At 27.7% G+C, this 24,240-nt stretch carries 23 protein-coding genes; 9 read left to right on the top strand and 14 right to left on the bottom strand.

The window, feature by feature from the left end; translation table 11 throughout:
- Together BT997_RS00115 and BT997_RS00110 are read right to left on the bottom strand one after the other, a co-directional pair.
- On the bottom strand, positions 1 to 1,044 hold the full coding sequence (locus tag BT997_RS00115) for a hypothetical protein (RefSeq protein WP_072679359.1): 1,044 nt from the start codon (positions 1,042 to 1,044) through the stop codon (positions 1 to 3).
- 67 nt (positions 1,045 to 1,111) lie between these two features.
- Complete coding sequence (locus BT997_RS00110) at positions 1,112 to 1,723, bottom strand: trimeric intracellular cation channel family protein (RefSeq protein ID WP_072679358.1); 612 nt, start codon at positions 1,721 to 1,723, stop codon at positions 1,112 to 1,114.
- A gap of 137 nt (positions 1,724 to 1,860) precedes the next feature.
- Between BT997_RS00110 and BT997_RS00105 the strand changes: the two genes are divergently transcribed.
- A complete protein-coding gene (locus BT997_RS00105; protein ID WP_258239398.1) occupies positions 1,861 to 2,835 on the top strand; it encodes a multidrug resistance efflux transporter family protein in 975 nt (324 codons plus the stop codon).
- 1 nt (position 2,836) lies between these two features.
- Positions 2,837 to 4,393: an HD-GYP domain-containing protein gene (locus BT997_RS00100; protein ID WP_072679357.1), complete on the top strand. Its 1,557-nt coding sequence runs from the start codon at positions 2,837 to 2,839 to the stop codon at positions 4,391 to 4,393.
- A gap of 48 nt (positions 4,394 to 4,441) precedes the next feature.
- Here BT997_RS00100 and BT997_RS00095 read toward each other — a convergent pair whose 3' ends face one another.
- Complete coding sequence (locus BT997_RS00095; protein ID WP_072679356.1) at positions 4,442 to 6,397, bottom strand: pitrilysin family protein; 1,956 nt, start codon at positions 6,395 to 6,397, stop codon at positions 4,442 to 4,444.
- A gap of 81 nt (positions 6,398 to 6,478) precedes the next feature.
- A complete protein-coding gene (locus tag BT997_RS00090; RefSeq protein ID WP_072679703.1) occupies positions 6,479 to 7,396 on the bottom strand; it encodes a glutaminase in 918 nt (305 codons plus the stop codon).
- Positions 7,397 to 7,572: 176 nt separating this feature from the next.
- Here BT997_RS00090 and typA point away from each other — a divergent pair, with 176 nt between their 5' ends.
- Both typA and BT997_RS00080 read left to right on the top strand, forming a co-directional pair.
- Positions 7,573 to 9,393, top strand: a complete 1,821-nt coding sequence (gene typA / locus BT997_RS00085) for a translational GTPase TypA (protein WP_072679355.1) — start codon at positions 7,573 to 7,575, stop codon at positions 9,391 to 9,393.
- 94 nt (positions 9,394 to 9,487) lie between these two features.
- Entirely contained in the window at positions 9,488 to 9,937 is a 450-nt protein-coding gene (locus tag BT997_RS00080; RefSeq protein WP_072679354.1) for an N-acetyltransferase, read from the top strand.
- 399 nt (positions 9,938 to 10,336) lie between these two features.
- Here BT997_RS00080 and BT997_RS00075 read toward each other — a convergent pair whose 3' ends face one another.
- Positions 10,337 to 10,972 (bottom strand): vancomycin high temperature exclusion protein, encoded by a 636-nt coding sequence (locus BT997_RS00075; protein WP_072679353.1) that lies wholly within the window; start codon positions 10,970 to 10,972, stop codon positions 10,337 to 10,339.
- Positions 10,973 to 11,235: 263 nt separating this feature from the next.
- Here BT997_RS00075 and BT997_RS00070 point away from each other — a divergent pair, with 263 nt between their 5' ends.
- Positions 11,236 to 11,652, top strand: a complete 417-nt coding sequence (locus tag BT997_RS00070) for an Hsp20/alpha crystallin family protein (RefSeq protein WP_072679352.1) — start codon at positions 11,236 to 11,238, stop codon at positions 11,650 to 11,652.
- 130 nt (positions 11,653 to 11,782) lie between these two features.
- Here BT997_RS00070 and BT997_RS00065 read toward each other — a convergent pair whose 3' ends face one another.
- Positions 11,783 to 12,136: a nitrous oxide-stimulated promoter family protein gene (locus BT997_RS00065; protein WP_072679351.1), complete on the bottom strand. Its 354-nt coding sequence runs from the start codon at positions 12,134 to 12,136 to the stop codon at positions 11,783 to 11,785.
- A 68-nt stretch (positions 12,137 to 12,204) separates the two neighbouring features.
- On the opposite strand from BT997_RS00065, the gene BT997_RS00060 reads away from it, so the two are divergent.
- A complete protein-coding gene (locus tag BT997_RS00060) occupies positions 12,205 to 12,867 on the top strand; it encodes a Crp/Fnr family transcriptional regulator (RefSeq protein ID WP_258239397.1) in 663 nt (220 codons plus the stop codon).
- A gap of 9 nt (positions 12,868 to 12,876) precedes the next feature.
- Here the strand turns inward: BT997_RS00060 and BT997_RS00055 are convergent, their stop codons facing one another.
- Both BT997_RS00055 and BT997_RS00050 read right to left on the bottom strand, forming a co-directional pair.
- Positions 12,877 to 13,494, bottom strand: a complete 618-nt coding sequence (locus BT997_RS00055) for a Crp/Fnr family transcriptional regulator (RefSeq protein ID WP_072679349.1) — start codon at positions 13,492 to 13,494, stop codon at positions 12,877 to 12,879.
- A gap of 34 nt (positions 13,495 to 13,528) precedes the next feature.
- Complete coding sequence (locus BT997_RS00050) at positions 13,529 to 13,960, bottom strand: DsrE family protein (protein WP_072679348.1); 432 nt, start codon at positions 13,958 to 13,960, stop codon at positions 13,529 to 13,531.
- 131 nt (positions 13,961 to 14,091) lie between these two features.
- Between BT997_RS00050 and BT997_RS00045 the strand changes: the two genes are divergently transcribed.
- The 3 genes from BT997_RS00045 (at position 14,092) to BT997_RS00035 (ending at position 17,313) form a co-directional block, all read left to right on the top strand.
- Positions 14,092 to 14,415, top strand: coding sequence for a hypothetical protein (locus tag BT997_RS00045; protein WP_072679347.1), 324 nt, complete (start codon positions 14,092 to 14,094; stop codon positions 14,413 to 14,415).
- A gap of 9 nt (positions 14,416 to 14,424) precedes the next feature.
- Positions 14,425 to 15,753, top strand: a complete 1,329-nt coding sequence (locus tag BT997_RS00040) for an FAD-dependent oxidoreductase (protein WP_072679346.1) — start codon at positions 14,425 to 14,427, stop codon at positions 15,751 to 15,753.
- 282 nt (positions 15,754 to 16,035) lie between these two features.
- Positions 16,036 to 17,313 (top strand): cytochrome-c peroxidase, encoded by a 1,278-nt coding sequence (locus tag BT997_RS00035; RefSeq protein ID WP_072679345.1) that lies wholly within the window; start codon positions 16,036 to 16,038, stop codon positions 17,311 to 17,313.
- A gap of 33 nt (positions 17,314 to 17,346) precedes the next feature.
- On the opposite strand, the gene BT997_RS00030 is transcribed toward BT997_RS00035, so the two are convergent.
- The 6 genes from BT997_RS00030 to cysD form a co-directional block, all read right to left on the bottom strand.
- A complete protein-coding gene (locus BT997_RS00030; protein ID WP_072679344.1) occupies positions 17,347 to 17,637 on the bottom strand; it encodes a DUF4242 domain-containing protein in 291 nt (96 codons plus the stop codon).
- A 79-nt stretch (positions 17,638 to 17,716) separates the two neighbouring features.
- Positions 17,717 to 18,832, bottom strand: coding sequence for a metallophosphoesterase (locus BT997_RS00025; RefSeq protein ID WP_072679343.1), 1,116 nt, complete (start codon positions 18,830 to 18,832; stop codon positions 17,717 to 17,719).
- A 54-nt stretch (positions 18,833 to 18,886) separates the two neighbouring features.
- Positions 18,887 to 20,188 carry an aminotransferase class V-fold PLP-dependent enzyme gene (locus BT997_RS00020; RefSeq protein WP_072679342.1) on the bottom strand — a complete coding sequence of 434 codons (1,302 nt, stop codon included), beginning with the start codon at positions 20,186 to 20,188 and terminating at the stop codon, positions 18,887 to 18,889.
- A gap of 71 nt (positions 20,189 to 20,259) precedes the next feature.
- Positions 20,260 to 21,816, bottom strand: a complete 1,557-nt coding sequence (locus tag BT997_RS00015; RefSeq protein ID WP_072679341.1) for a nitrite/sulfite reductase — start codon at positions 21,814 to 21,816, stop codon at positions 20,260 to 20,262.
- Positions 21,817 to 21,861: 45 nt separating this feature from the next.
- The gene (gene cysN, locus BT997_RS00010) at positions 21,862 to 23,328 is read right to left on the bottom strand and encodes a sulfate adenylyltransferase subunit CysN (RefSeq protein WP_072679340.1); all 1,467 of its coding nucleotides are present in this window, start codon (positions 23,326 to 23,328) and stop codon (positions 21,862 to 21,864) included.
- A 1-nt stretch (position 23,329) separates the two neighbouring features.
- Positions 23,330 to 24,238 carry a sulfate adenylyltransferase subunit CysD gene (gene cysD, locus BT997_RS00005; RefSeq protein ID WP_072679339.1) on the bottom strand — a complete coding sequence of 303 codons (909 nt, stop codon included), beginning with the start codon at positions 24,236 to 24,238 and terminating at the stop codon, positions 23,330 to 23,332.
- Between the last annotated feature and the right edge of the window lie 2 nt (positions 24,239 to 24,240).

The following is a 24,240-nucleotide window of genomic DNA, read 5'->3' as shown; positions in this document are numbered from 1 at the left end:
TTACTTTGCTAAAATCTTTTCTAATTCATCACTTTGAGATTTTGATAATACTTTAATATCTGCAAGATTTTTTCTTGCATTTTCAAAGTCTTCTCTCTCTTTTTTTGCATCAATCATAATTTTTTCTCTGTAATCTTCAATTTCATCAAAATGATTTTTTAGTTTTTGTACATTATCTACAAATACATTTAAAGATAAAATTGGTTTAGAAGATAACTCTTCGGCTTTTTTATTTGATTCAATTGCTTCCTCAGTTAAAGATGTAGACATCTTATCAATAGTTTCACTCATTGCATTTATTGCAGTCATAGATGCATCAATAGCTTTCTGTCCAGAGATTTCAATTACAGCAGTAGATAATAAAGTTTTAAAAATTGGTTTTGAAGAATTCATTGAAAGAGACAATTTTCTAGCAGAATCAAGTCTGATTAGTAATCTTTTTTTAGCCATTTCAAGGTTACCAATAAGAACTGTTAAATTTGTTTGAAAAAATTCTACACTTCGTACAAAAAGTTTTAGTTTCTCTTTATCTTCTTTTTTTTCTTCAATGCCTGTTTTGAATTCTACAAGTTTTTCATCTAGAAACTCTTTGTAATCAATTACTTTTCCAAGATTTTTTTCAATACCTTCTAAAAAATTATATTGCATATCTATTGATGTATTTAATGAAGTATAAGCTTGATCAAAACCTGAAAAAATTGTAGTGATTTGCCCATTGATAGTTTGCATATTAAAGTTTTGCTCATCCCATTTTTCATCTAGTTTTTCTGCAATTGTTCCAACAATTGGTAAACCTTTAAAAAACTTCATTACAGCGCCGTCATTGTCAATAATATCCGCATAGATACTTTGCATTTTATTATTCATATCATTTAGTTCATTTGATACATCCATAATAGGATCATTTTCAATGATTACTGTAGTTTCATCAATAATTGAATCAATTGGAGCAGTGATTTTTTCACCTAATGTTCTAAAGTCTTTTACTTCTTCAAAAGATTTTACAACTAAGTCTTGTTCTTCTTGGTTTAATGTAGTAGACATATTTGGTTCCTAATTTTAGATTAGGTAAATTATATATAAAAAATAATTAAATTATAAACTGATTAGTTTATTTGGATAAAGTTGGAAGATGCCAGTTTTTATAATATGCTAGAAGTCTTAATGTTACACCAAAAATAAATAAGATAGTTAAGTTGATAATATTTGTTTCATGAAACAGATGTAAAAAATAAGTTACAAGACCTACTATAATTGCTACAGTTCCATAAAACTCTGATACTAAAATAGATGGAACTTTATTTATTAAAATATCTCTAATAGTTCCTCCACCAACTGCTGTTAAAAATGCTAACATCAAGACACCAAGAAAATTAAAATCTGCTTCTATACCAATCAACGCACCAGTTATTGCAAAAGAGACTAAACCTATTGCATCAGATATTATAAAAGTAGTTTTACCTTCTAAATCTGTTTTTTTATGAAGTTTTAGTGCTAAAGATATAAATAATGTAGTAGCTACAAGTATTATAGGAAGATTATCTGTTAAAACATATGGTGTTTTATTTGCAATTACATCTCTTATCATTCCTCCACCAAGTGCAGTTAAAAATGAAGATATAAATATTCCTAAAATATCTAATTTATAGTGAACAGCAATTAAAAATCCACTAAGTGCAAATGATATGATACCAATAATATCGGCAATTTCTAAAGGAGTCATGTATTATTTCAACCTATATTTTTTGTGATTATACTGCAAAATCTTTTAAAAAAGAGATAAATAATTTTACTATAATTAATATGAAATTTTTTAAAATTTCCTGCTATACTTTTATTTTGCTTCTTCAGGATATATTATTGAATAAAATAAAACTTTACATTAAACAATATGAAAGCAGTTCTTCTTATTTACTTATTATTGGATTATTAGCTGCACTATTTTTTTCTGCTACATTTTTGATAAATCGTGCAATATCATTAGATGGTGGACATTGGTATTGGTCTGCAACACTTAGATTTTTTTATACTTTACTTTTTTTGGCTTTAGGGTTTATAACTTTTAAAGGTTTTTCATATTTTAAAGCTGTGTTAAAAGAGTATTTTGAGCATTTTAAATTTTGGACAATATCAGGAACTATAGGATTTGGGTTTTTTTATTCTTTGATATGTTATGCAGCAGATTTTTCCCCTGCTTGGGTTGTTGCAACTACTTGGCAGATAACTATTTTAGCTTCTTTATTTGTATTGGCTTTTTTTGGACAAAAATTGTCAAAAAGAGTTTGGTTTTTTACTTTTATAATTTTTACAGGGATTACTTTAGTAAACATTAGTCATTTTGATATAAATAATTTACAACCTTTACTTCTTGGTTTTTTACCTGTATTTATTGCAGCTTTTTCATATCCTTTTGGAAATCAGCTCGTCTGGGAAGAGAAGAAAAAAAGAAAAGAGCAAAAAAAAGATATATCAGTTATAAATAATGCTTTTGTAAAGGTGTTTTTATTAACACTTGGAAGTTTTCCTTTATGGATTGTTTTATATTTTTTTACAGATGCCACCGTACCTACTCAAGGTCAATATTTAAGCGTTGCTTTAATAGCTTTACTTTCAGGAGTGATAGCAACTTCATTATTTTTATATGTAAGGAGCATTGCAAATACCCCAAGCAAGTTGATGATAGTAGATGCTAGCCAATCAGGAGAAGTATTTTTTGCACTTTTAGGAGAAATGATATTTTTAAGTGTAGCATTGCCTAGTTTAATTGGTTTTATAGGTATTTTTATTACAATATTAGGATTGGTTTTATTAATAAAATTGGATAAGAAAGGTTGATATGGATATTAAAAAAGCTATAAAGTTTGGTTTTATTTTTATTATTTTTTTAATGATTTCTATATCTTATTTAAATCATAGTTTGTTAGAAAAAATAAAAGATAACAATGATTTTGAAGATTATGTTATAAGTTTAGTCTCGATTCAAGAAAATATGAATCAATTAGTTTTAGATTCTATGCTTGCGAAAGATATAACATCTCTTAAAGATATTCAAAATCAATTTACTAAAGAAAAAAAGAAATTTTTAGAGATAAAAGATAAAAAAGTAGAGTCTGTACAAATCTTATGTGATAATTTTAATAGTCAAGATATAAATGATGAACTGGAAATGGTTTATAAAAATGAAAAGAAAATAGAGTCATTTTTTAATAAAAGTTATTTATTACAAATAAAAAAATTAAATTTAAATAAAAAATATTCTAAAAATTATACTGATGAAGAAAGATTGCAAATATTAATTCAAGAAAAAATTTGGCATTCAAATAGTTTAAAATTGATAAAAAGCTTTGCAAGCTTAGATTTTCATAGAAATAAGGTTTTATCTCAACTTAATGATATTAAATATTTAGAATTATGGATTTCTGAATTGGATTTTTTAGAAAAAGAGATGAATAGTAAAGATTTTGAAAGATATGTAGAAGTAATTAAGACTTTATTAAATCATACTATTGAATTAAATCAAATTGAAGAAAAAGAAGAAGAGTTAGGTGTGTTGATTAAGAAATTATTGAGAAAAAATAACAAGTTAATCGATAAGTTAGAAATAGAAACAGAAATGATATTAGAAAATTCTATTAATAAAAATAGAGCTATTTTATTTATTGTCTCTTTGATAACAATACTTTTTACAATTTACCTTACACTTAAAATATATAAAAATGTTGCATTTTCAGTGGATGAAAAAAGAGAAAAAATTGCTGAAGGACTTAGAGAAATTAAAAATCTAAATGAAGAGATTGCGACCACTCAAAGAGAAGTAGTCTTTACAATGGGTGCTATAGGTGAAACACGTTCAAAAGAGACAGGAAACCATGTAAAAAGAGTTGCTGAGTATTCTAAACTTTTGGCTTTATATTATGGTTTAGACAAAGAAGAAGCTGAAATGATAAAAGAGGCATCACCTATGCATGATATAGGAAAAGTTGCAATTCCTGATTCTATTTTAAATAAACCTGGAAAATTAGATACTGAAGAAAGAAAGATTATGGAAACACATGCTCAATTAGGTTATGAGATGTTAAAATCATCTAGTAAACCACTACTTAAAACAGCAGCTATAGTATCTAAAGAACATCATGAAAAATGGGATGGTACAGGTTATCCAGTAGGAAAAGCAAAAGAAGATATACATATATATGGAAGAATAACAGCTTTAGCAGATGTTTTTGATGCATTAGGAAGCCATAGAGTTTATAAAAAAGCTTGGGATGATGAAAGAATATTTAATTTTTTTAAAGAACAAAGAGGTAAACACTTTGATCCAAAACTAGTAGATATCTTTTTTGATAATTTGGATGAATTTTTACAAATTAGAAAAAAATTTAAAGATTTATAAGTTTTTTTAAATTTGGTAGTTATTCCCTAAGAAACAGTAACTAAAACTTTAATTATTTACTTTTCTATGCCATGAATTTAAATCTTCTACTAAATGATATGAATTACTTGTTTTAATATAAAACTCTTCATTTTCTATGGTTTTTATTAGTATAAGCTTTTTAAAAAATAGCATTGTATATCCATATGTTTTGAAGAAATTTTTTAATTCCCATTCTACTACTTTAATTTCTTTAATCTCATCTTTTTTTAAACTAATAAATCTTGAGCCTAAAAAATTTATTTTATCTCTTAAAATATCTATTTTTGATACATATCTTTTAAATAATGTAGAGAAGATAACTAAGAAAATAAATATGTATATAATTGTGTTTATAAAATCATAGATATAAATAGAAATACCTTCTAATCTATTAAAATAATTTTGATCTGCTAATATAAACTTTGTGAAAAAATATATCATCCAGTCTTGAATAATACTAGCAATAATAAAACAAGAAAAAAATACTATAAATGATAAAAATCTATTTCCCACACGTCTTGAAAACAATATATCTCTTTGTGTGTAGAAAATGTTTTTATTTTTTAATAAAAACTGTGAATATTTTAAATAGATTATTATAAATAGTACAAAATATATTATGCTAAGAATAGTTCTGTCATAGGGAAAAAAATGATAGTCTTTATAAATAGTTAAATACATATTTTTTTTAACAAAAGTACTTTCTATAATTTTTTTGTAGTCATCTTTTGTAATTGATTTAAAAATTTCATAAGGAGTTTGATTATAGTTTTTATCTATATAGTGAATAGATTCTAAATCATCTATCAAATCTTGAAGAGTTTGACTGTCATGCTCTTTATTTGTTAATAACAGTTTATAATCATCTAAAGCTTTTTTTATTTCATCATCAGTTATAAGTTCACTATTAAAAAGAGTATTTTTTACAAATAGTGTATTTTTATCAAATTCATTATGTAAAGAATCAAAATCTATACCAAAAATTGCAGCATCTTTTTTGCTAAAATAAAAATCATTTACAGAATACGTTTTCCCTTGATCATTTCTAAGATATCTTTGTATCTTTTTTTCAAGAAAGTTTATGTAGCTATCTAAAACAACAAATTGTTTATATCCTTGGTCAATGTATTTTGCACCTATAAAAGCATGGTTTTTGTTTTTTTCTCCATGATTAATTTTTATAAATGGTTTGTCATTTAGTTTTGCCTCTCTTTTATAAATATAAGTAGATAAAGAACCTTTCTTTTTTATTTTTCCAAAACTATTAGCAATAACTTTTTTCATTTTGTTAATTTCAAAATTACCAGCTACTTTTAAAATCATATTTTTTGGGTAGTAATAATCATCATAATATTTAAAAACATCGTCTAATGTAAATTTTTGATTATTTATTTGTTCATAGTATTTATCTATTTTATCTTTTTCATTTATTAAGTTAAAGTCATTTTCATAAAAGTTATATTTTTCAGGAAATAAAGAATCAAATTTTTTTAGCAATAAACCTAAATAAGACATAAAATTTGATTCGCCAATTTCAGTTTGCAAAGCATTTTTTTCTATATTTAAATCGGTACTATCAATTTCTTTATCAAATAACATTTGTGCAAAAGTTTCTACAATCCAATAACTTTTTTTTGAATTTATAGTTGCTATATATTCTGTAGTTTGACTTCTTGTTGTTCCATTGACATAATCTGCACCTTCATCAATCATATAATCATAGAAATCTCTGTGTGGTACTCTTTTGTCCCTAAATACTAGATGTTCGACTAAATGGACAATTCCAGCAGTTTCTTTGTTTTCTATTTCTGAGCCAACTCCAACATTAATGTGGACTGAAGTATTTTCGCTTTTTTTATCATTAAGTAAGTAAACTTTTAAACCATTCTCAAGAGTATAATAGTGTATATTTTTATATGGATCAATTGTTTGCTCTGAATATAAAATTGAAAAAAGAGATAGTAAAAAAAAGATTTGTTTCATGTCTTATCCTATGATTGAAAAGAAAAGTCTATAATAATAAGCATTATAAAAAGCAAAAAAAAATAAGAAACTATAAATAAATCAAAATATAGATAAGCCAGTTTTAGTAGTAAAAAGTTCTAAAGCTTTTGTTCCTATTAGAGAATTGCCTTGTTTATTTAGTTTAGGACTATATACACAAAGAGCCATCTTTTTAGGGACTACTGCGACAATTCCTCCTCCAACACCACTTTTCCCTGGAAGACCAACTTTATATGCAAAGTCTCCTGATGCATCATAATGTCCACAAGTTAACATTAAAGAGTTTATTCTTTTTGCTTTTGCTTCATTTATTATAATTTCATTTGTAATTGGCTGTCTTCCATGATTTGCTAGAAATAGCATTGAATGGGCTAACTGTTTAGTATTCATCATGATTGAACATTGTTGAAAATATGTTTCAATAACTTTTTTAGTATCATTATCAATATTTTTAAAGCTTTTCATTAAGTTAATTAAACTTAGGTTTCTGTACCCATGTTCTAATTCTGACTTAAATATTTCATTATCAAAATTGATTGTATTATTGTTCGAAGTTTTTTTTATGAATTTTAAAACTTGGCTAAATGTATCATCTTTGTATTTAGAAATTAAAGAATCAGTTGTAACAATTGCGCCTGCATTTATAAAAGGATTTCTAGGAATTCCATTTTCATACTCTAATTGAACTAAAGAGTTAAAAGGATCCCCAGAAGGTTCATGACCAACTTTTTTATAAAGCTCTTTACTATAATTTTCAAGTGCTAGAGTAAAAGTAAATACTTTTGAGATACTTTGTATTGAGAAATTTTTATCACTACAACCAATATGGTATTCATTTCCATCAATAGTTACTATACTCATCGCAAAATCGTTTGGATTTGCTTTTTGTAAAGCTGGTATATAGTTTGCTACTTTACCTTCTTTAAAAAGTGGTTTAATTTCATTTTGTATTTCGGCTAATATAGATTGATAATTCATTTTATACTTCAAATTTTTTTCTTAGTATATCTAATAAAAGGATATAAAAAGTGGTTTTTTATCTAAAAATAGCCAAAAATGATGTAATCAAGTGGTAATTAGAGTATTATTATTACCTTAAATTAAGCAAAGTTTTAGTATAATCGCGAAAATTTAATGTAAAGTGAAATCAATTTATGAGAGATATTAGAAATATTGCCGTTATCGCACACGTTGACCACGGTAAAACAACATTAGTAGATGAATTATTAAAACAATCAGGAACTTTTTCTGCTCACCAAGAAGTAGATGAAAGAGTTATGGATAGTAATGATATTGAAAAAGAGAGAGGAATTACAATTCTTTCTAAGAATACTGCTATTGATTATAATGATGTAAGAATTAATATTATTGACACTCCAGGCCATGCAGATTTTGGTGGAGAAGTTGAGCGGGTTCTTAAGATGGTTGACTCAGTATTATTACTAGTTGATGCGCAAGAAGGTACTATGCCTCAAACAAAATTTGTTGTTAAAAAAGCTTTACAATTAGGTCATAGACCAATTGTTGTTATTAACAAAATTGATAAACCAGGTGGAGATCCAGATAGAGTTGTTGATGAAGTATTTGACTTATTTGACCAAATGGGTGCTACTGAAGAGCAATTAGAATTTCCAGTTATTTATGCAGCAGCTAGAGATGGTTATGCAATGACTGCTTTAGAAGATGAGAAAAAAGATTTAGTTCCATTATTTGAAACTATTTTAACAGAAGTTCCAAAACCAAAAGGTGATGATGAAAATGGTCTTCAACTTCAAGTATTTACACTTGATTATGATAATTTCATTGGAAAAATTGGAATTGCAAGAATCTTCAATGGTACTATTTCTATGGGTGAAACTGTTACTTTAGTTAAAGCTGATGGTGAAAAAATCAAAGGTAGAGTAACTAAACTTATTGGATTTAAAGGTGTTGATAGATTTGATATCAAAACTGCTGGTACTGGTGATATTGTTGCTGTTGCTGGTTTTGAAACTATTGATGTTGGTGATTCACTTTGTGACCCTGCAAATCCAATGCCACTAGATCCTATGCATATTGAAGAGCCTACACTTTCTGTTACATTTGCAGTTAATGATTCTCCTTTAGCAGGTACTGAAGGTAAGTATGTAACTTCTAACAAGATTGATGAAAGATTAGAAGCTGAGATGAATACTAATATTGCTATGAATTATGCGCAAATTGGTGAAGGTAAATTTAAAGTTAACGGTAGGGGTGAATTACAAATTTGTATCCTTGCTGAAAATATGAGAAGAGAAGGTTTTGAGTTCTCAATTGGTAGACCAGAAGTAATTACAAAAGAAGAAAATGGTGTAACTATGGAACCATTTGAGCATTTAGTAATTGATACACCAGATGATTTCTCTGGAGCAATTATTGAAAAGTTAGGAAAAAGAAAAGCTAACATGACAAATATGGTACCAATGGGTTCTGGTTATACAAGACTAGAGTTTGAAATTCCTGCAAGGGGATTAATTGGTATTAGAACTGAGTTCTTAACTGAAACAAAAGGTGAGGGTGTCATGAACCACTCATTCTTAGAATTCAGACCTCATTCTGGAACTGTTGAGTCTAGAAAACATGGAGCTTTAGTATCTATGGAGGGTGGCGAAGCTGTTGCTTATTCAATCTTTAACTTACAAGATAGAGGTATTATGTATGTTAAGCCTCAAGATAAAGTTTATGGTGGAATGGTAATTGGACAACATGCTAAATCAAATGATTTAGATGTAAACCCAATCAAAGCTAAGCAACAATCAAACGTAAGATCTTCTGGTGCAGATGAAGCTATTAAGCTTGTTCCACCAAAGGTTATGTCTTTAGAAAATGCATTAGAGTGGATTGAAGAAGATGAGCTTGTTGAAGTAACTCCAGTTTCGATTAGGGTTAGAAAAAGAGAGCTTGATCCAACAGTTAGAAAAAGAGCAGCAAAGAAAGCTAAGTTCGCAGACGAATAGAAAATATTTTATCTATTTGAAAGGGGAAGAGCTTTTTAGCTCTTCCCCTTTTTTTATGCAAAAAAAATTAATAAAAGAATAAAAAGGAAAGAAAATGAATTTAATAGTAAAAAAAGCAAATGCGAATGATGTAAAAAAATTAACAAAGTTATTTGATAGTTATAGGGTTTTCTATAATCAAGAGAGTAATTTAGAATTAGCAGAGGTATTTTTAAAAGAAAGAGTTGAAAAAGATGAATCTGTAATTTTCTACGTCCAGAACGAAAAAGAGGAATATTTAGGTTTTACCCAACTCTATCCAAGTTTTTCTTCTGTAAGTGCAAAAAGTTCCTGGATATTAAATGATTTATTTGTAGATGAAAATCATAGGCAAAAAGGTATAGCAAAAATGCTTATGAATCAAGCAACACAAATGGCAATAAAAAGTGGTTCTAAAGGGATATTTTTACAAACAGCTTTAGAAAATAAAAAAGCACAAACTTTATATGAAGAATTGGGCTATGTAAAAGATGAGGAGTTTTATTCGTATTTTTTGAGTGTTTAAGGCTTGAAAATGAATATTAATACGAATTTTAATTTAAAAAAAGAATAGGAGGTATATTTTCTCCTATTTAAAAATGAAGGTCCTTAATAGGGCCTATTTAGGAGAAAAAAATGAATAACAATAATATAAATACAAATATAAACGATTATTTAATAGTTATAGGAATACAAGCAACTATTATATTTACAAGTTTTATTTTAGTTACAAACTAATTTGAATAGAGGTTAATTATGAAAGCATATTTAAAAAATTTTGAGTCTACAGATATGGAATATGAACTATTGGAATTAGAACTTCTATTTAATCAATGTTCATATGGCAGGAGATGAAATTAGTTTTTACCTATGGAGTTTATTAAGTCTATTTACATGGATTGGTCTAATAGTTAATAAATAAAAATCATTTTCTATAGTTTACTTTGATTTTCTTTCCAGTAAATTTTGGTTTTGTATCTAAAACATTTATATCTAAAAAGGCTTTGATTCCAGCTAGAAATTCTCTAGCTTCCATTCTTTTTGCAGCATTGGTACCTTTAATATCACGTGCTGCAAAGCCTATGGCTTTTTGTCCTTTTTCATTTGCAATATATAGAGCTCTTTTTAGATGAAATTCTTGAGAAATTATAATATAATCATCTAAATCAAATATCTCTTTGGCTCTTACAATTGAATCAAAAGTTCTAAATCCTGCATGATCTTTAGCTATATATTCAGATGGAACACCTTTTTTTACTAAATCTTTAAACATAGTTGTTGTTTCATCATAGTATTTAGTACCATTATCTCCTGATACTACAATTGCATCAATTTTATTTGCTTTCCATAGTTTTACAGCTGCTTCTATTCTATATGTATAGAAATAGTTTTGTTTACCTTTTTTTACGTATTTTGCAGTTCCAAGAAGAAGTGCAGCTTTTTTCTTTGGTACTTTTTTAATATCTTTATAAATATTTTTCTGTTCTATAATATCGTTTGCAAAAAGGTTTAAAAATGTTGATAATCCTAAAAGGAGTAATAATTTCTGAATAAATTTCATAATTTAATTATATAGTATATAAAGAAAATTAGACTTAAATTTTAAACAAAAGATATAAAATAGTATTAAAATAAGCACTAATATTAAGAGAGTGCTAAAATTTATAAATTTTATAATAGCCTATTAATGGTATCTAATTAGCATATTATCCAATAAAGTGCTAAAATATTTAGCACTTACTATTGACAAGTGCTAAAAAATAGTGTTATAATTTCATTACTTGATAAGAGATAGTTCAAGAAATTAAAAATAAGGAGTATGAAATGTTAGTAACAAGATTTGATCCTTTCAAACAAATGAGAGAAATAGAAAAAAGTTTTTATACATATCCAAATACAAATGAAGCTGTAAGTGGATTTGTTCCAGTTGTTAATACAAGAGAAGGTGAAGCAGCATATCATATTGATGTAGATTTGCCAGGTGTTAAAAAAGAAGATATTAAAGTTGATATGAATAATGACCTTTTAATTATCTCAGGTGAAAGAAAAACAAAAGATGAGATAAAAGAAGATGATTATTATAAATTGGAAACTACTTTTGGGAAGTTTTCAAGAAGTTTTAATCTACCAGAAAATGTAGATGTTGAGAATATTGAAGCAAGATCAGATAATGGTGTTTTGGAAGTAATTATTCCAAAATTGACAGAAGAAAAAATCAAAAAAAGTATAGAAATCAAATAAGAGGAGTTTTTTTACTCCTCTTTAAAAGGAGGTAAGTAATGAATAACAGTGAACAAAGAAGTAGTGACCACCATATAACTATGGGTATATGTATATTTTCAATTGTAATAGTTTTATTTAATATGCCACATTAGTTTCTTTTAAAAATATTTTTTATTTTTTTATTTAATGAGAGTAACCCTAGCCTCATTCCACTATAACGCATTATTTTTGCTGCTTCTTTCCACTGTTTTTTTTCATAACATGGAGTAGGACAAGTCCTACATCTAGGCTTTATATCGTGAGGACATTCTAATAATCTATCAAAAGAATAGTTTATTTTTCTAAGACATTCAGGGCATAAATTTAGCTCAATCTTTATTTCTTCATTTTTGTAGTTTAGTGTTTTTGTAATAATTTTTTGGTCTACGTCTTTTTCTTTACAATAGACTTCAAAGAATTTTTTTAAGGTATTAATTTCTTCTTTAAACTTTACTATTTCCATGATTAAAAAGTTACTCTTTTATTTTAAATTCTATTTTATCATTTTTGTATAAAATTTTTAGTAATGCAATGATGTTTATCAAGAAAAGAGAAGTTATGAATTTAAAAGAGTTTTATTTTTTTAGTACGCTAGATGAAAATGAAATAGAAGAGTTACAAAAAATATCTATATTAAAAAAATATTCGAAGAATGAGATTCTTTTTTATAGAGGCGATGAGTCTAAATATTTATATTTATTAGTAAGTGGTGTTGTTAAGCTTTATAAGCACGATTATAAGGACAATGAAATTATTATTCATAATATAAATGCACCTTCTTTTATTGCAGAAATTGCAAATTATGAAGAAAATCCTTTCCCTGCAAATTGTTCTTTTGAAACAGAATCTGAAGTTATTTTGATTGATTATGAAAAATTCAGAGATAATTTTTTACATAAAAAAGAAATTTCGACACTTTTTATTAAATCACTTAGTAGAAAAATTAAATATTTGGAAAATTTTATTCATACAAATATGACTATTGATATAAATGCAAAAGTTGCAAAGTTTATATATGATAATGAAGCATCTCTTAATACTTTGAAACAAGTAAAAATTGCAGAGATTTTAAATATAAGAGAAGAAACACTTTCAAGAAAAATTACAAAGCTTATTAAAGATGGAATAATTGAGAAAGAAAAAAGAAATATTAAAATAGTAGATCGTCAAAAACTTTTAAATCAATTTTTATAAAATGATCTTTTAATCTAAAAAGATCATTCCTCTTCCTAGTTTTAAATGCCCTTTTTGTTCTAATTTTTTTAAGTTTCTACTTACTGTTTCTCTAGTAACTCCAATAATACAAGCTATATTTTCGTGAGTAATTTTAATTTTATCAAGACCTTGTACATATAACCAGTTTAAAAGTTGTTGTTCTATATTTGAAAACTTAATATTAGTTAGAAGATTTATAAGTGCTGTTATTCTTTTATTTACATCATTCATTTTAAATTCTCTAAATGAAGAAGAGTTTTCTATTAGCCAAAGAAGTGTTTCTCTAGGAAGTAACCAGCCTTCAATTGGCGTAACTGTAATTGCATTAGCTAATGCAGGTTGAGAAGATATTGTACTAAATAGATTTACAACACATTGACTTCCAGATTTTAATTCATATAAAGTCATCTCTTCGGAACTTAGTTCTTTTGGCTGAATATATATTTTTATACTACCACTTTTTAAAAAAAGGATATCATCACAGATATCTCCTACATAATATAATATTTGTTCACTTGGAAGAATAACTTTTCTAGACTCTTTAGAAATCTTTTCTTTTTCTTTAGGAGTTAAATTACTAAAGCAATGATAATCAAAAAGTTCCATAAATTTCCTTTAGTGCGGGCAAAGCCCGCGTTCTTTAAAATGATAAAGTTTGTGTTGCTGGCGCAAGTAAAGCTCCTGCTACATCACCAGGAGATACTATCTTAACACCTTCTATTACATCAGATTGTTTAATCTCACCATATTTTGCACACATACCACAAAGCATAACTTTTCCACCTTTTTTTGATAAACCAACTAACATCTCTTTAACTGATTTTCCCGTTGGTCCAAATGCTTCTTGTTTACCTTTTTTCAGAGCTAACTTTGCAGCTTCTGCTCCAATAAGGATTGTTGTATTTACACCTGCACTTTGAAAAGCATTTGATACAGCTACACCCATACCTGATACTTTCAGGCTATCTGATGTAATTGTTACAAAAAGGTTTTTATATCCTTCTGAAGCATAAGCTCCTACTGTTAAGAATAACATCATAAACGCACTTGCAATTTTTTTGTTTAGTTTCATTTTTTCTCCTTTTATGTTAATTGCAAGGGAATTATAAGAGATTGAAAAAATTTCTTCTGTGATAGCTATCACATAAAACTATTTTTCTTTTATTTACAATTTGTTTATAAATTTAATAAAAAGGATAAGAAATGGTAAAGAAATTACTAATAATAGTATGTCTTGGATATACGCTTTTTGCAGGTGATATACAAAAAGGTGAAACTTATTACTCATTTTTACTAGAGGATAGTTTAAAGTATGATGCAAAAAGTTTTGCAAAAAAACATACCATAAAAGAGTGGGAAGAGATGTTTAAAGATGAAGGATATCTTTTAAAACAGGAGTTGGTAAAAGAAAATTCTGAATTATCGGAGACATTAAAAGAGAAAAGTTTTAATGAATCACTTGTTTTTTTAAAAGCATATGTAAAAGCTAATGCAGTTGATGCAAGAGTTTTTCCAACTTGTGAATAAGGAGTGAAAATGAAAAGAAGAGAGTTTATAAAATACTCTGCAATAAGTGCGGCGTTATTAAATAGTACAGATAGTGTAGCAAAGGGAAAATTTGAATGCCAATATAATCCTGAGAATGATTTGATTAACAAAACTACAAACATAGCTGTTTGTGGAGGAGGTTATGCAGGATTGAGTATTGCAAAGTTTTTAAAAGAACTCAATCCAAAGTTAGAAGTAACTGTTATTGAACAAAAACAAAACTTTATTTCTTGTCCATATAGTAATTTATGGCTTGGAGGAATTCCTTATGTTAGTTTTGAAGATTTGAATTTTGACTATTTTGGTGCTGTAAATAAATATAAGTACTCCTTTGTAAATGAAAAGATTGTTAAGATAAATAGGGATGAAAAATTAATATATACAACAAAAACAAAAGTAAAATATGATTATATGATTATGGCTTGTGGAATTGATTATGATTATACTAAGTTGTATGATAGTGATATTTCAAAAGCTCAAAAATCAAGACAAAAGACTCCTGCTGGATTAAAACCTGGAAGTGAGCATTTAGCTTTAAAAAGAATGATTAAAAACTTCAAAGGGGGAGATTTTATTATCTCAATTCCTTCTTCTTCATATAGATGTCCTCCTGCTCCTTATGAAAGAGCTTGTATGATTGCAAACTATTTTAAGCAAAATAATATTGATGGAAGAGTTGTTATTTTAGACCCTAGAAAGAAACCAGCTGCTAAAGCTTCAAAGTTCTTAAAAGCTTTTAATAAATATTATTCAGATTTTATAGACTATAGAAGTTTAACAAATTTTAAAGATATTGATTTTGATAAAAAGACTATTTTTGTAGAAAGTTTTGATAAAAAAGAATTAAAATATAAAACCTTAGAAGTTAAATATGAGGAGGCTTCAATAATCCCTCCAAATAAAGCAAACTCTTTAGTGAATATTGCAAATTTAGAGTTGTACGAAAATGCTTGGGCAAAACTTCGAAAGCCAACATTTAGGTCAACGAGTGATGAAGATGTTTATGTAATAGGAGATGCCCAAGGAGAATATCCATATCCTAAAAGTGCGTATATGGCAAACTCTTGTGCCTATATAGTTGCGAAGGAAATTGTTGCAAGATATAAAAATGAAACATTTGACTATAAAAAGAATATGCCTAGTAATATTTGTTATTCAATGGTTACAAATAAAGATGCAGTATTTGTTTCACACACTTATAAATATAAGGATAATGTCAAGGTGAATTCTTATCTTTCACCTATCAATGAGGATGCAGCAAAAGCAACAAAATTATGGTATAAAAACTTTACTAAGGATATATTTGGACTCTTATAGAGTTCAGATATTTAGGGTATTTATATGAAACTTATAAAATGTAACCCAACAAAAAGAGGAATATTTTTAAGACTCTTTTTCTCTTTTTTATTTATATTATATGGTGTGATAAATTTAAATTATATTGTACTGTTTATAGGATGTATCCCTATTGTTAGATTAAGCCTATATTTTATTGAAAAAAAAAATCTTCATAATATAAGAGCTTTATGCTCTTATGTGATTCTCCTCACATAAAAAAACTTTCTGAAATATTAGAATTATTTTTAAAAAGGAGAAGAAATGAAATATTCAATTTTAATTATACTGTTAGTAGGGTCGTTGTTTGCAGATGAGAAGTTACTTCAAAGTGCACTTTATTATGGTTTGAAACCTGTACCAAAAGACTTAAAGTCATTAAGAACAGAGTTAAATATAAAAGAAGAAGATCTTTCCCATACAAAAGTTGCCTTGGGTAAAAAGCTATTTTTTGATAAAAATTTATCATTAGGAAAAGATATAAGCTGTGCATCTTGTCATAGTTTTAAAAAAGGTGGTGCAGATGGATTATCTACTGCTGTGGGACATAAAAAACAAGAAAATCCCTTTCATCTAAACACCCCAACAGTTTTAAACTCAGCATTTTCAAAACAATACTTTTGGAATGGAAGAAGTAAAGATTTACAGGACCAAGCAAAAGGTCCTTTACAAGCAAAGTTTGAGATGTCTATTACTCCAAAACTTGCAGTACAAAGAATAGAAGAAAATAAAATTTATGAAGAGTTATTTCTCAAAGCTTATGGAAATAAAAAGATTACTTTTGAGAAAATTGCAAATGCGATTTCAACTTATGAAAAGACCTTACTTACAAGAGGTCGATATGATAACTTCCTTGAAGGTGATTTAAATGCTTTAAATAAAAAAGAGAAAGAAGGCTTACATCTTTTTATAACAAAAAGTTGTGTAGGTTGTCACAATGGTATAGCTTTAGGAGGACAAGAACTTAGAAAATTTCCTTTAGTTCATCATAGAATTTGGAGTATGCAAAGTATTGAAGAGGTTAAAGATTTAAAGAAAAGATACAATACTTTTTTATCAAAGCTTGAAGAAAATAGAAAGTATTTTGATATGGATTTTAAAAGTGATAAATCTTTAGTGTCATTTTTAGAAAAGAGTTTAGGAAAAGAAGATTTGGATGCAATAAGTGAAGGTTTTTTTCATCTATTCCCAAAACAAAAAGCATATAAAAAGATAGTAACAACTTCTTGTAATTCATGTCATAATGGGAAAAATAACAGTGTTAAAAAAGAGCTTTTAGCAAATATTGTTTTCCCTTTTGAAAATAAAGGGAACTTTTTAGGAAAAGATGACCCAGATAGATTTTTTAGAGTGCCATTACTTAGAAATGTAGTAAGTACATATCCATATTTTCATAATGGTGGAATAGAAGAGTTAGAAGATGCTATAAAACTTATGGTAAAACATCAACATAGAACTAAAATAAGTGATGATGAAATTAAAAAGATAGTTGCATTTTTAGAGTCTGTAAATGGTGAAATTGTTGAGTATATAAATAATTAGAAGAAGCAATCCTAAAATAGGATTGCTTTTTTATTAGTTGCTTTCTTTAAGTGGATATATTGAATCTATTTCAACAATAGAATCATATGGTAAACCAACTTTTTCGTGTACTCTAAATACTGCTTCTTCACTCTCTGCCATATTAAAACAGAAAGCTTTGCCTTCAGAGTTTCCTACATGAGTTTTTACAGAAATTACGCCTTCTTCTTCACATGCTTTTGCATATGCTTTATAAAACTCATCTAATTCATTTTGTTTTATTCCCTCTGGAAAGGTACCTGTTCTTGAATCATGTGTATCCATAAAGAATTTCATTTTTCCCATCCTTAATCCTTTTATTTTGTTTCGATGAAAACATCATAAAGAGATTATCAGAAGGATAAAAAAATTAATGTGATTGGAATCACATAGGAGTAAGAGTTATATTAGTAATCTCAGAACTTGCACCTAGTCTCATAGGTGGTCCCCAAAATCCTGTTCCTTTGTTTATATATATTTGAGTGTTTTCATCATGTTGATGTAGACCTTTTACATATGGTTGTGCAAGTTTAACTAAAAGGTTAAATGGTACTATTTGTCCTCCATGAGTATGTCCTGAAAGCACTAAATCAACATCTTTTACTTCTTCTATAAATTTTGGTTGGTGAGCTAAGAGTACAATAGGATATTCATCTGTTCCTATAAGAGCTTTGTATAAATCAGGTTTATAGCTTTCTACACGGTAACCCATAACATCATATACTCCAGCAAGGAAGAAACCTTCTCCTTCTTCTCCAATATATACATTTTCATTTTCAAGGGTTTTGATGTTTAAGGTATTTACATAATCTATAATTGAGGTAACACCGTGAAAGTATTCATGGTTTCCTACAATAAAATAGTTACCATATTTAGATTTTAGATTTTTTAGTTCATCAAGGGCTTCTTTTGCGTACTCTAATTTAGTATCAACCATATCTCCTGTAATAACAACAATATCCGGATTTAAAGTATTAACTTGATCTACTAAATCAGAGATAAAGTTTTTATCAATAAGCCCTCCAATATGAATATCACTTAGTTGGACTATACTATATGATTGTTTTAAGTTTCTTATTTTTATATCTACATCTTCAATCTCAATATGTCTTGCATTGTACATAGCTTTTGCATTAATTGAACCTGCAACAGCGATTGAGCTTATATCTAGAGTTTTTTTGAAAAAAGTTCTTCGTTTTTCATTAATAGGAATAACATTTAAAATTCTTGAAGAGAGCTCATAAAATATTGTGGCTACAAAAAGTACAAAAATTACACCTATTGGTATTGATAATAAAAAGTAAGCCCAGTTAGGAATAGTTGGATTATATCGTACAAACATATATCCTGCTACACCTAAAAGATTTATAGCTAAAAATATATTTATAAAAAGCTTTGTTCTTTTAGAAAAGTGTAGTTTTCTTACAAACCTTCTTGAAATAAGAAGTGTAAGTAAAGTCATAACGGTAAAAAAAATTGTTGCAAATATTAAAAATCTCATTGGGGATTATACAAAACTATTTTTAACGAATAATTAATAAAAAACTTTAATTATTTAGATAGATTTTTTTAAAGCTTTAAGTAAATTATTTATATCTTCAATAGTTTGAGAATAATGAATAGAAATACGTAACCATCCTGGTTTATCTTCAAAAGATTCTTTGTCTTCTATTCCCAATAAATCATGTCCATATGGCCCTGCACATGAACAACCTGCACGTGTTTGTATTCCACCATTTTTAGATAGGTTTTCACATATATCATATGGATTGAGTTCTCCAATATTAAAAGAAACAATACCTATATTATGAGAGGTTTGATTTCCATAAATAGTTATATCTTTTAAAGTATTAAGCTCATTTAAAAAATATTTTAAGAGTTCATCTTTTTGTTTTTTTATAAATTCAAAACCTATTTCATTTCTTAGTTGATAAGCAAGTGCTGCACGGATGAGTTGTAAAATACCAGGTGTTCCTGCTGTTTCTCTCGCAATAATATTTTTGTCATATTCTTGAACTTCATTATTTACGTAAACAACTGTTCCTCCACCTGCAAAAGTAGGTGAAATGTCAGTATCTACTAAATCATTTTTAATTATTAGTAATCCACAAGAACCTGGACCTCCAAGTAGTTTATGAGGAGAAACAAAAAGTGCATCATAATATTTACACTCTATATTCATATATGGTGAACTTGCAGCTGCATCAAAACATACTTTTGCTCCATATTTTCGTAAAATATCTGATATTTCTTTGTAACATGTGATGATTCCTGTTACATTTGATGCGATACAAAAGCTTCCAATGATTTCTCTATGGGCATTTTCTTTTAATACTTCTTCCAGTTCTTCTATATTTACTAGACCATCATCTTTTAATGATATTCTTTTTATTTCACAAAAAGCTTCTCTATAACTTACTTCATTTGAGTGATGTTCATAAGGTCCTACAATAACTAGTGGCATATCTTCTTTTGGCACAGATATGTTATATCTTTTTTTAGTTGCAGGTGGTATATAAAGACCCATAATTTCTTGGAATTTTTTAATTGCAGCTGTTGCTCCACATCCAGTAGGGATTATTGAGAACTTATCACATAAATCAAGTGATTGGTAAAGGCTTTCTATTGCTTCATCGTAGTAAGAATTAGTTATATCTGCGTTAGCTGATTCTTTAGAGTGTGTATTTGCATATGTTTCTAATACATCTCTTAATCTATTTTCTATTTGTCTAAAGCCTAATCCTGAAGCAGTATAATCAAAATACTCTTTTTTACTCTTTCCAATAGTGTTATATCTAATAAAATCTAAGGTATTTGTATTTTTGTTAAAAAATGGTCTAAATATGTCTTTTTTCATTTTATAATATTAGCTTATTTTAATTATATGTTTTATTAATTATTCAAGAAGAAGAGGTGAAACTCTTCTTCTTAAGCAACTTTTGTTAATAAAAAATCTTGAAATGATTTAGATTTTGAATTAAGATATTCATTAATTATATTTTCAATTGTTTCATTTACATCTTCAACTGCAAATTTAATTCCAGTTTTTTGGGCAAATTGTGATTTTTCACCTTCTAAAAAACCATTAACTAATAGTTCATATCCTACAACAGATGCTCCATCTTTTTTAACTTTAGTACCCATAAGTCCCAAGTCTACAATATGTGGATGCGCACATGAATTTGGACAACCATTTACAGATATTGAAACTCTTTCTTTAAAATCTGGAAACTTGTCTTCAAGATGTTCAACAAGTCTTTTAGATACACCTTTTGTTTCAGAAATAGCAAATTTACAAAAATCTAATCCAGTACAGGCTTGAGTTTTGGCTCTAAAATTTGAAGGAAATGGTAAAATATTTACTTCTTCTAAATCTTTTGTAAAGGCTTCACTATCTTTTGTTGGAGCATCAATTATTATGATATTTTGAGTTACAGTTGTTTTTAAACTTGTAGTATCGTATTTTTCAAAAAGAGTGATTAAGTTGTTTAATCCATCTACTCCAATATGTCCCGAGTTTAAAGAACATCCGATAAAACTTTTACCTTTTTCTTTACTCTCATGAATACCAAAATGGTCTCTTTGTTTTGAATTTGTATACTCTAATTCATTTGCTTCTTTCATTTTAAAAGTAATAGATGAATGTACTACTTCAATAAACTTGTCAATACCCCAAAAATCAACTAAATGTCCAAGTCTAGCTTTATTTCTTTTTTCTCTAAGTCCATGGTCTCTATAGATTTTTGTAATAGCTCTAGTTAAAGGTACTACTTGTGAAGGTGTTACATATCCAATATGAGTTGCAATTCTTTTATTTGAAGCTAATCCACCACCTACACTAACCGCGTATTGAATCTTTCCATTTGATTGTTTAACTGCATTAAAACTTAAATCTTGGATTTCATGGTTTGTACAGTTTTTAGAACAACCATTTACTCCAACTTTATATTTTCTTGGAAGGTTAGAGAAGTTTCTATTTCCTTTAAATAAGGCATTTAACTTTTCTACAATATCTCTAACATCTGCAATTTCATCATGGTCAACACCATTTACAGGACATGAAATTACATTCCTTGGAACATCACCTGCTGCAAAGATTGTACATAATCCTACAGTGTCAAGAAGTCTAAAAACCTCTGGTAAGTCTATAACTCTGATATAGTGAAATTGGATGTCTTGTCTAGTAGTAAAATCAGCAGTTCCTCTTGCATATTTTTCAGAAATTTGGGCTACTACTTTTAATTGAGGAAGTGTTAATAATCCACCTTCAAGTTTTACTCTAAGCATGAAATATAAAGTAGGGTCATTTTCATCTTGAAGATTTCTATTTTGTGTATAAAGCCCATACCATTTCAGTCTATCTATATCTTCTGGATGAACTTCTTCCCCTGTTACGGCATAAAGATAGATGTCTTGAAGTACATCAAGACCATCTTTTTCTACCTTTATTCTTTCTACTCTTTGGGCTTTAGTTTCTTTAGCCATTATTTTATCCTTGAAAAATGTCCCATTTTTTAAGGGACTAAATATTTATCCTAAAATTTCTTTACATTCCCACTCAGGGAAATTTTTTCTAATATACGAATTCAGCTCAATTTCTGCTTTTGTATATTCTCTTATTTTTTCCTCTTCATTTATAGATTCATTTGCAACTGAAGATACAATCATACCTGCACCTACTGTTGTATTTGTATATCTATCGATGATAATAAAACTTCCTGTATGTCTGTTTTCATTATATGGATCAACTGCAATTTGTCTATCTAAAGATAAAGTACATTGAGCAATATCATTTAACTCTAAGTGGTTTGCTTTTATTTCATCAAAAGTATTAATATCTTTTTTATACTCTATAGATTTAAATGAACCATTTATAACAGATGAAGCTCTTTTAATAATATAATTACCATTTAATTCTAAAGGCTTTTCATCCATCCAAACGACCATAACGCTTAGTTTATTTGAAACTTGAGGAATAGAACTTGATTTTACAATCATATCTCCTCTTGAGATATCTATTTCATCTTTTAATGTAATAGTTGTAGCCATTGGAGCAAATGCTGTTTCTATTGTCTCTACTGTTTCATCTTTTCCAATTGGTCTTAAATCTTTTATATCATTTGAAACAATTGATTTTACAACTGATGTTTTTCTAGAAGGTAAAACTGTAATTTCATCTCCTACTGATATTGAACCACTTGCAATAGTTCCTGAGAACCCTCTAAAATTTAGATGAGGTCTAGATACATATTGAACTGGTAATCTAAAGTCGTCATTTTCATCTACATGTATTGGAAGACTATCCAATAGTTGCATTAATGGAAGACCTTCATACCAAGAACATTTTGGTGAATTTGAAATAATATTATCTCCATCTAAAGCAGAGATTGGTATATATTCAAAATTGATATCTTCATTATGTGGAAGATTAGGAATAATCTCTTGATAACCTTTTTTTATCTCTTCAAATCTATCTTGTGAAAAATCAACTAAGTCCATTTTATTAATTGCAACAATTAAATTCTTAATTCCAAGAAGTGAAGCTATATAAGAGTGTCTTTTTGTTTGTGTTAAAACACCTTGTCTTGCATCTATTAAAATAATTGCTAAGTCTGCTGTACTAGCACCTGTCGCCATATTTCTTGTATATTGTTCATGCCCAGGAGTATCTGCAATAATAAATTTTCTTTTTTCAGTTGAAAAGAATCTATAAGCAACATCAATAGTAATACCTTGTTCTCTCTCACTAGCTAGTCCATCTACTAAAAGTGCTAAGTCAATTTTATCACCAGTAGTTCCACTTTTTTTAGAATCTTTTTCTATACTTGCTAACTGGTCTTCAAAAATCATTTTAGAATCATAAAGCAATCTTCCAATAAGAGTACTTTTACCATCATCAACTGAACCACATGTTATAAATCTTAATATCTCTTTATTTTCATGTTCTTTTAAATATTGTTCAATATTTTCTGCTATTAAATCTGATTGATGTGCCATCTTAGAAATACCCTTCTTGTTTCTTTTTCTCCATTGATGCTTCACCATCACTATCTATTAATCTTCCTTGTCTTTCACTAGTTGTACTAATTAACATTTCCTGAATAATCTCAGGTAATGTTGCTGCTTCTGAATTTACAGCACCAGTTAATGGATAACATCCTAATGTTCTAAATCTAACTTTCTCTTTTTTAGCAGTCTTTCTAAGCTCTTCTGGCATTCTTTCATCATCAACCATGATTTTTGTACCCATGTATTCAACTACTTCTCTTTCTTGAGAGAAATAAAGATCAGGAATAGGTATTTGCTCTAAATAGATATATTGCCAAATATCAAGTTCTGTCCAGTTTGATAGAGGAAAAACTCTAATAGACTCACCTTTTGTGTGTCTACCGTTATAAGTATTCCAAAGTTCTGGTCTTTGGTTTTTTGGATCCCATCTATGATTTTCATCTCTAAAAGAGTAGATTCTCTCTTTTGCTCTAGATTTCTCTTCATCTCTTCTTGCCCCACCAAAAACTGCATCAAATTTTTGAATATTAAGCATATTTTTTAGACCTTCAGTTTTCATAATATCTGTATGAACTGCTGAACCATGTGTAAATGGAGATATATCCATTTCTGCACCTTTTGGATTAGAATAAACTAATAGTTCCATTCCAACTTCTTTTGCACGTCTGTCTCTAAATTCAATCATCTCTTTAAACTTCCACGTTGTATCAACATGTACAAGTGGTAAAGGAGGAGGTGCTGGATAGAAAGCTTTTTGTAAAACGTGAAGCATTACTGAAGAATCTTTTCCTACTGAGTAAAGCATAGCTGGGTTTTGAAACTCTGCTATTACTTCTCTCATAATATGAATTGATTCTGCCTCTAACTGTTTTAAATGCGTTAGTCTTTCTTGACTTATTT

This window comes from Arcobacter sp. LA11 (genome assembly GCF_001895145.1).
GTDB lineage: Bacteria > Campylobacterota > Campylobacteria > Campylobacterales > Arcobacteraceae > Halarcobacter.
The sequence above is the reverse complement of the archived record's forward strand: the minus strand, read 5'-3'. Positions and strand labels throughout refer to the sequence as shown.

What these genes read in the sequence shown, in the direction of transcription:
- BT997_RS00115 (WP_072679359.1), bottom strand. Translation starts at nt 1,044, where the DNA reads ATGTCTACTACATTAAACCAAGAAGAACAAGACTTAGTTGTAAAATCT.
- BT997_RS00110 (WP_072679358.1), bottom strand. Translation starts at nt 1,723, where the DNA reads ATGACTCCTTTAGAAATTGCCGATATTATTGGTATCATATCATTTGCA.
- BT997_RS00100 (WP_072679357.1), top strand. Translation starts at nt 2,837, where the DNA reads ATGGATATTAAAAAAGCTATAAAGTTTGGTTTTATTTTTATTATTTTT.
- BT997_RS00095 (WP_072679356.1), bottom strand. Translation starts at nt 6,397, where the DNA reads ATGAAACAAATCTTTTTTTTACTATCTCTTTTTTCAATTTTATATTCA.
- BT997_RS00090 (WP_072679703.1), bottom strand. Translation starts at nt 7,396, where the DNA reads ATGAATTATCAATCTATATTAGCCGAAATACAAAATGAAATTAAACCA.
- typA (WP_072679355.1), top strand. Translation starts at nt 7,573, where the DNA reads ATGAGAGATATTAGAAATATTGCCGTTATCGCACACGTTGACCACGGT.
- BT997_RS00080 (WP_072679354.1), top strand. Translation starts at nt 9,488, where the DNA reads ATGAATTTAATAGTAAAAAAAGCAAATGCGAATGATGTAAAAAAATTA.
- BT997_RS00075 (WP_072679353.1), bottom strand. Translation starts at nt 10,972, where the DNA reads ATGAAATTTATTCAGAAATTATTACTCCTTTTAGGATTATCAACATTT.
- BT997_RS00070 (WP_072679352.1), top strand. Translation starts at nt 11,236, where the DNA reads ATGTTAGTAACAAGATTTGATCCTTTCAAACAAATGAGAGAAATAGAA.
- BT997_RS00065 (WP_072679351.1), bottom strand. Translation starts at nt 12,136, where the DNA reads ATGGAAATAGTAAAGTTTAAAGAAGAAATTAATACCTTAAAAAAATTC.
- BT997_RS00060 (WP_258239397.1), top strand. Translation starts at nt 12,205, where the DNA reads ATGATGTTTATCAAGAAAAGAGAAGTTATGAATTTAAAAGAGTTTTAT.
- BT997_RS00055 (WP_072679349.1), bottom strand. Translation starts at nt 13,494, where the DNA reads ATGGAACTTTTTGATTATCATTGCTTTAGTAATTTAACTCCTAAAGAA.
- BT997_RS00050 (WP_072679348.1), bottom strand. Translation starts at nt 13,960, where the DNA reads ATGAAACTAAACAAAAAAATTGCAAGTGCGTTTATGATGTTATTCTTA.
- BT997_RS00045 (WP_072679347.1), top strand. Translation starts at nt 14,092, where the DNA reads ATGGTAAAGAAATTACTAATAATAGTATGTCTTGGATATACGCTTTTT.
- BT997_RS00040 (WP_072679346.1), top strand. Translation starts at nt 14,425, where the DNA reads ATGAAAAGAAGAGAGTTTATAAAATACTCTGCAATAAGTGCGGCGTTA.
- BT997_RS00035 (WP_072679345.1), top strand. Translation starts at nt 16,036, where the DNA reads ATGAAATATTCAATTTTAATTATACTGTTAGTAGGGTCGTTGTTTGCA.
- BT997_RS00030 (WP_072679344.1), bottom strand. Translation starts at nt 17,637, where the DNA reads ATGGGAAAAATGAAATTCTTTATGGATACACATGATTCAAGAACAGGT.
- BT997_RS00025 (WP_072679343.1), bottom strand. Translation starts at nt 18,832, where the DNA reads ATGAGATTTTTAATATTTGCAACAATTTTTTTTACCGTTATGACTTTA.
- BT997_RS00020 (WP_072679342.1), bottom strand. Translation starts at nt 20,188, where the DNA reads ATGAAAAAAGACATATTTAGACCATTTTTTAACAAAAATACAAATACC.
- BT997_RS00015 (WP_072679341.1), bottom strand. Translation starts at nt 21,816, where the DNA reads ATGGCTAAAGAAACTAAAGCCCAAAGAGTAGAAAGAATAAAGGTAGAA.
- cysN (WP_072679340.1), bottom strand. Translation starts at nt 23,328, where the DNA reads ATGGCACATCAATCAGATTTAATAGCAGAAAATATTGAACAATATTTA.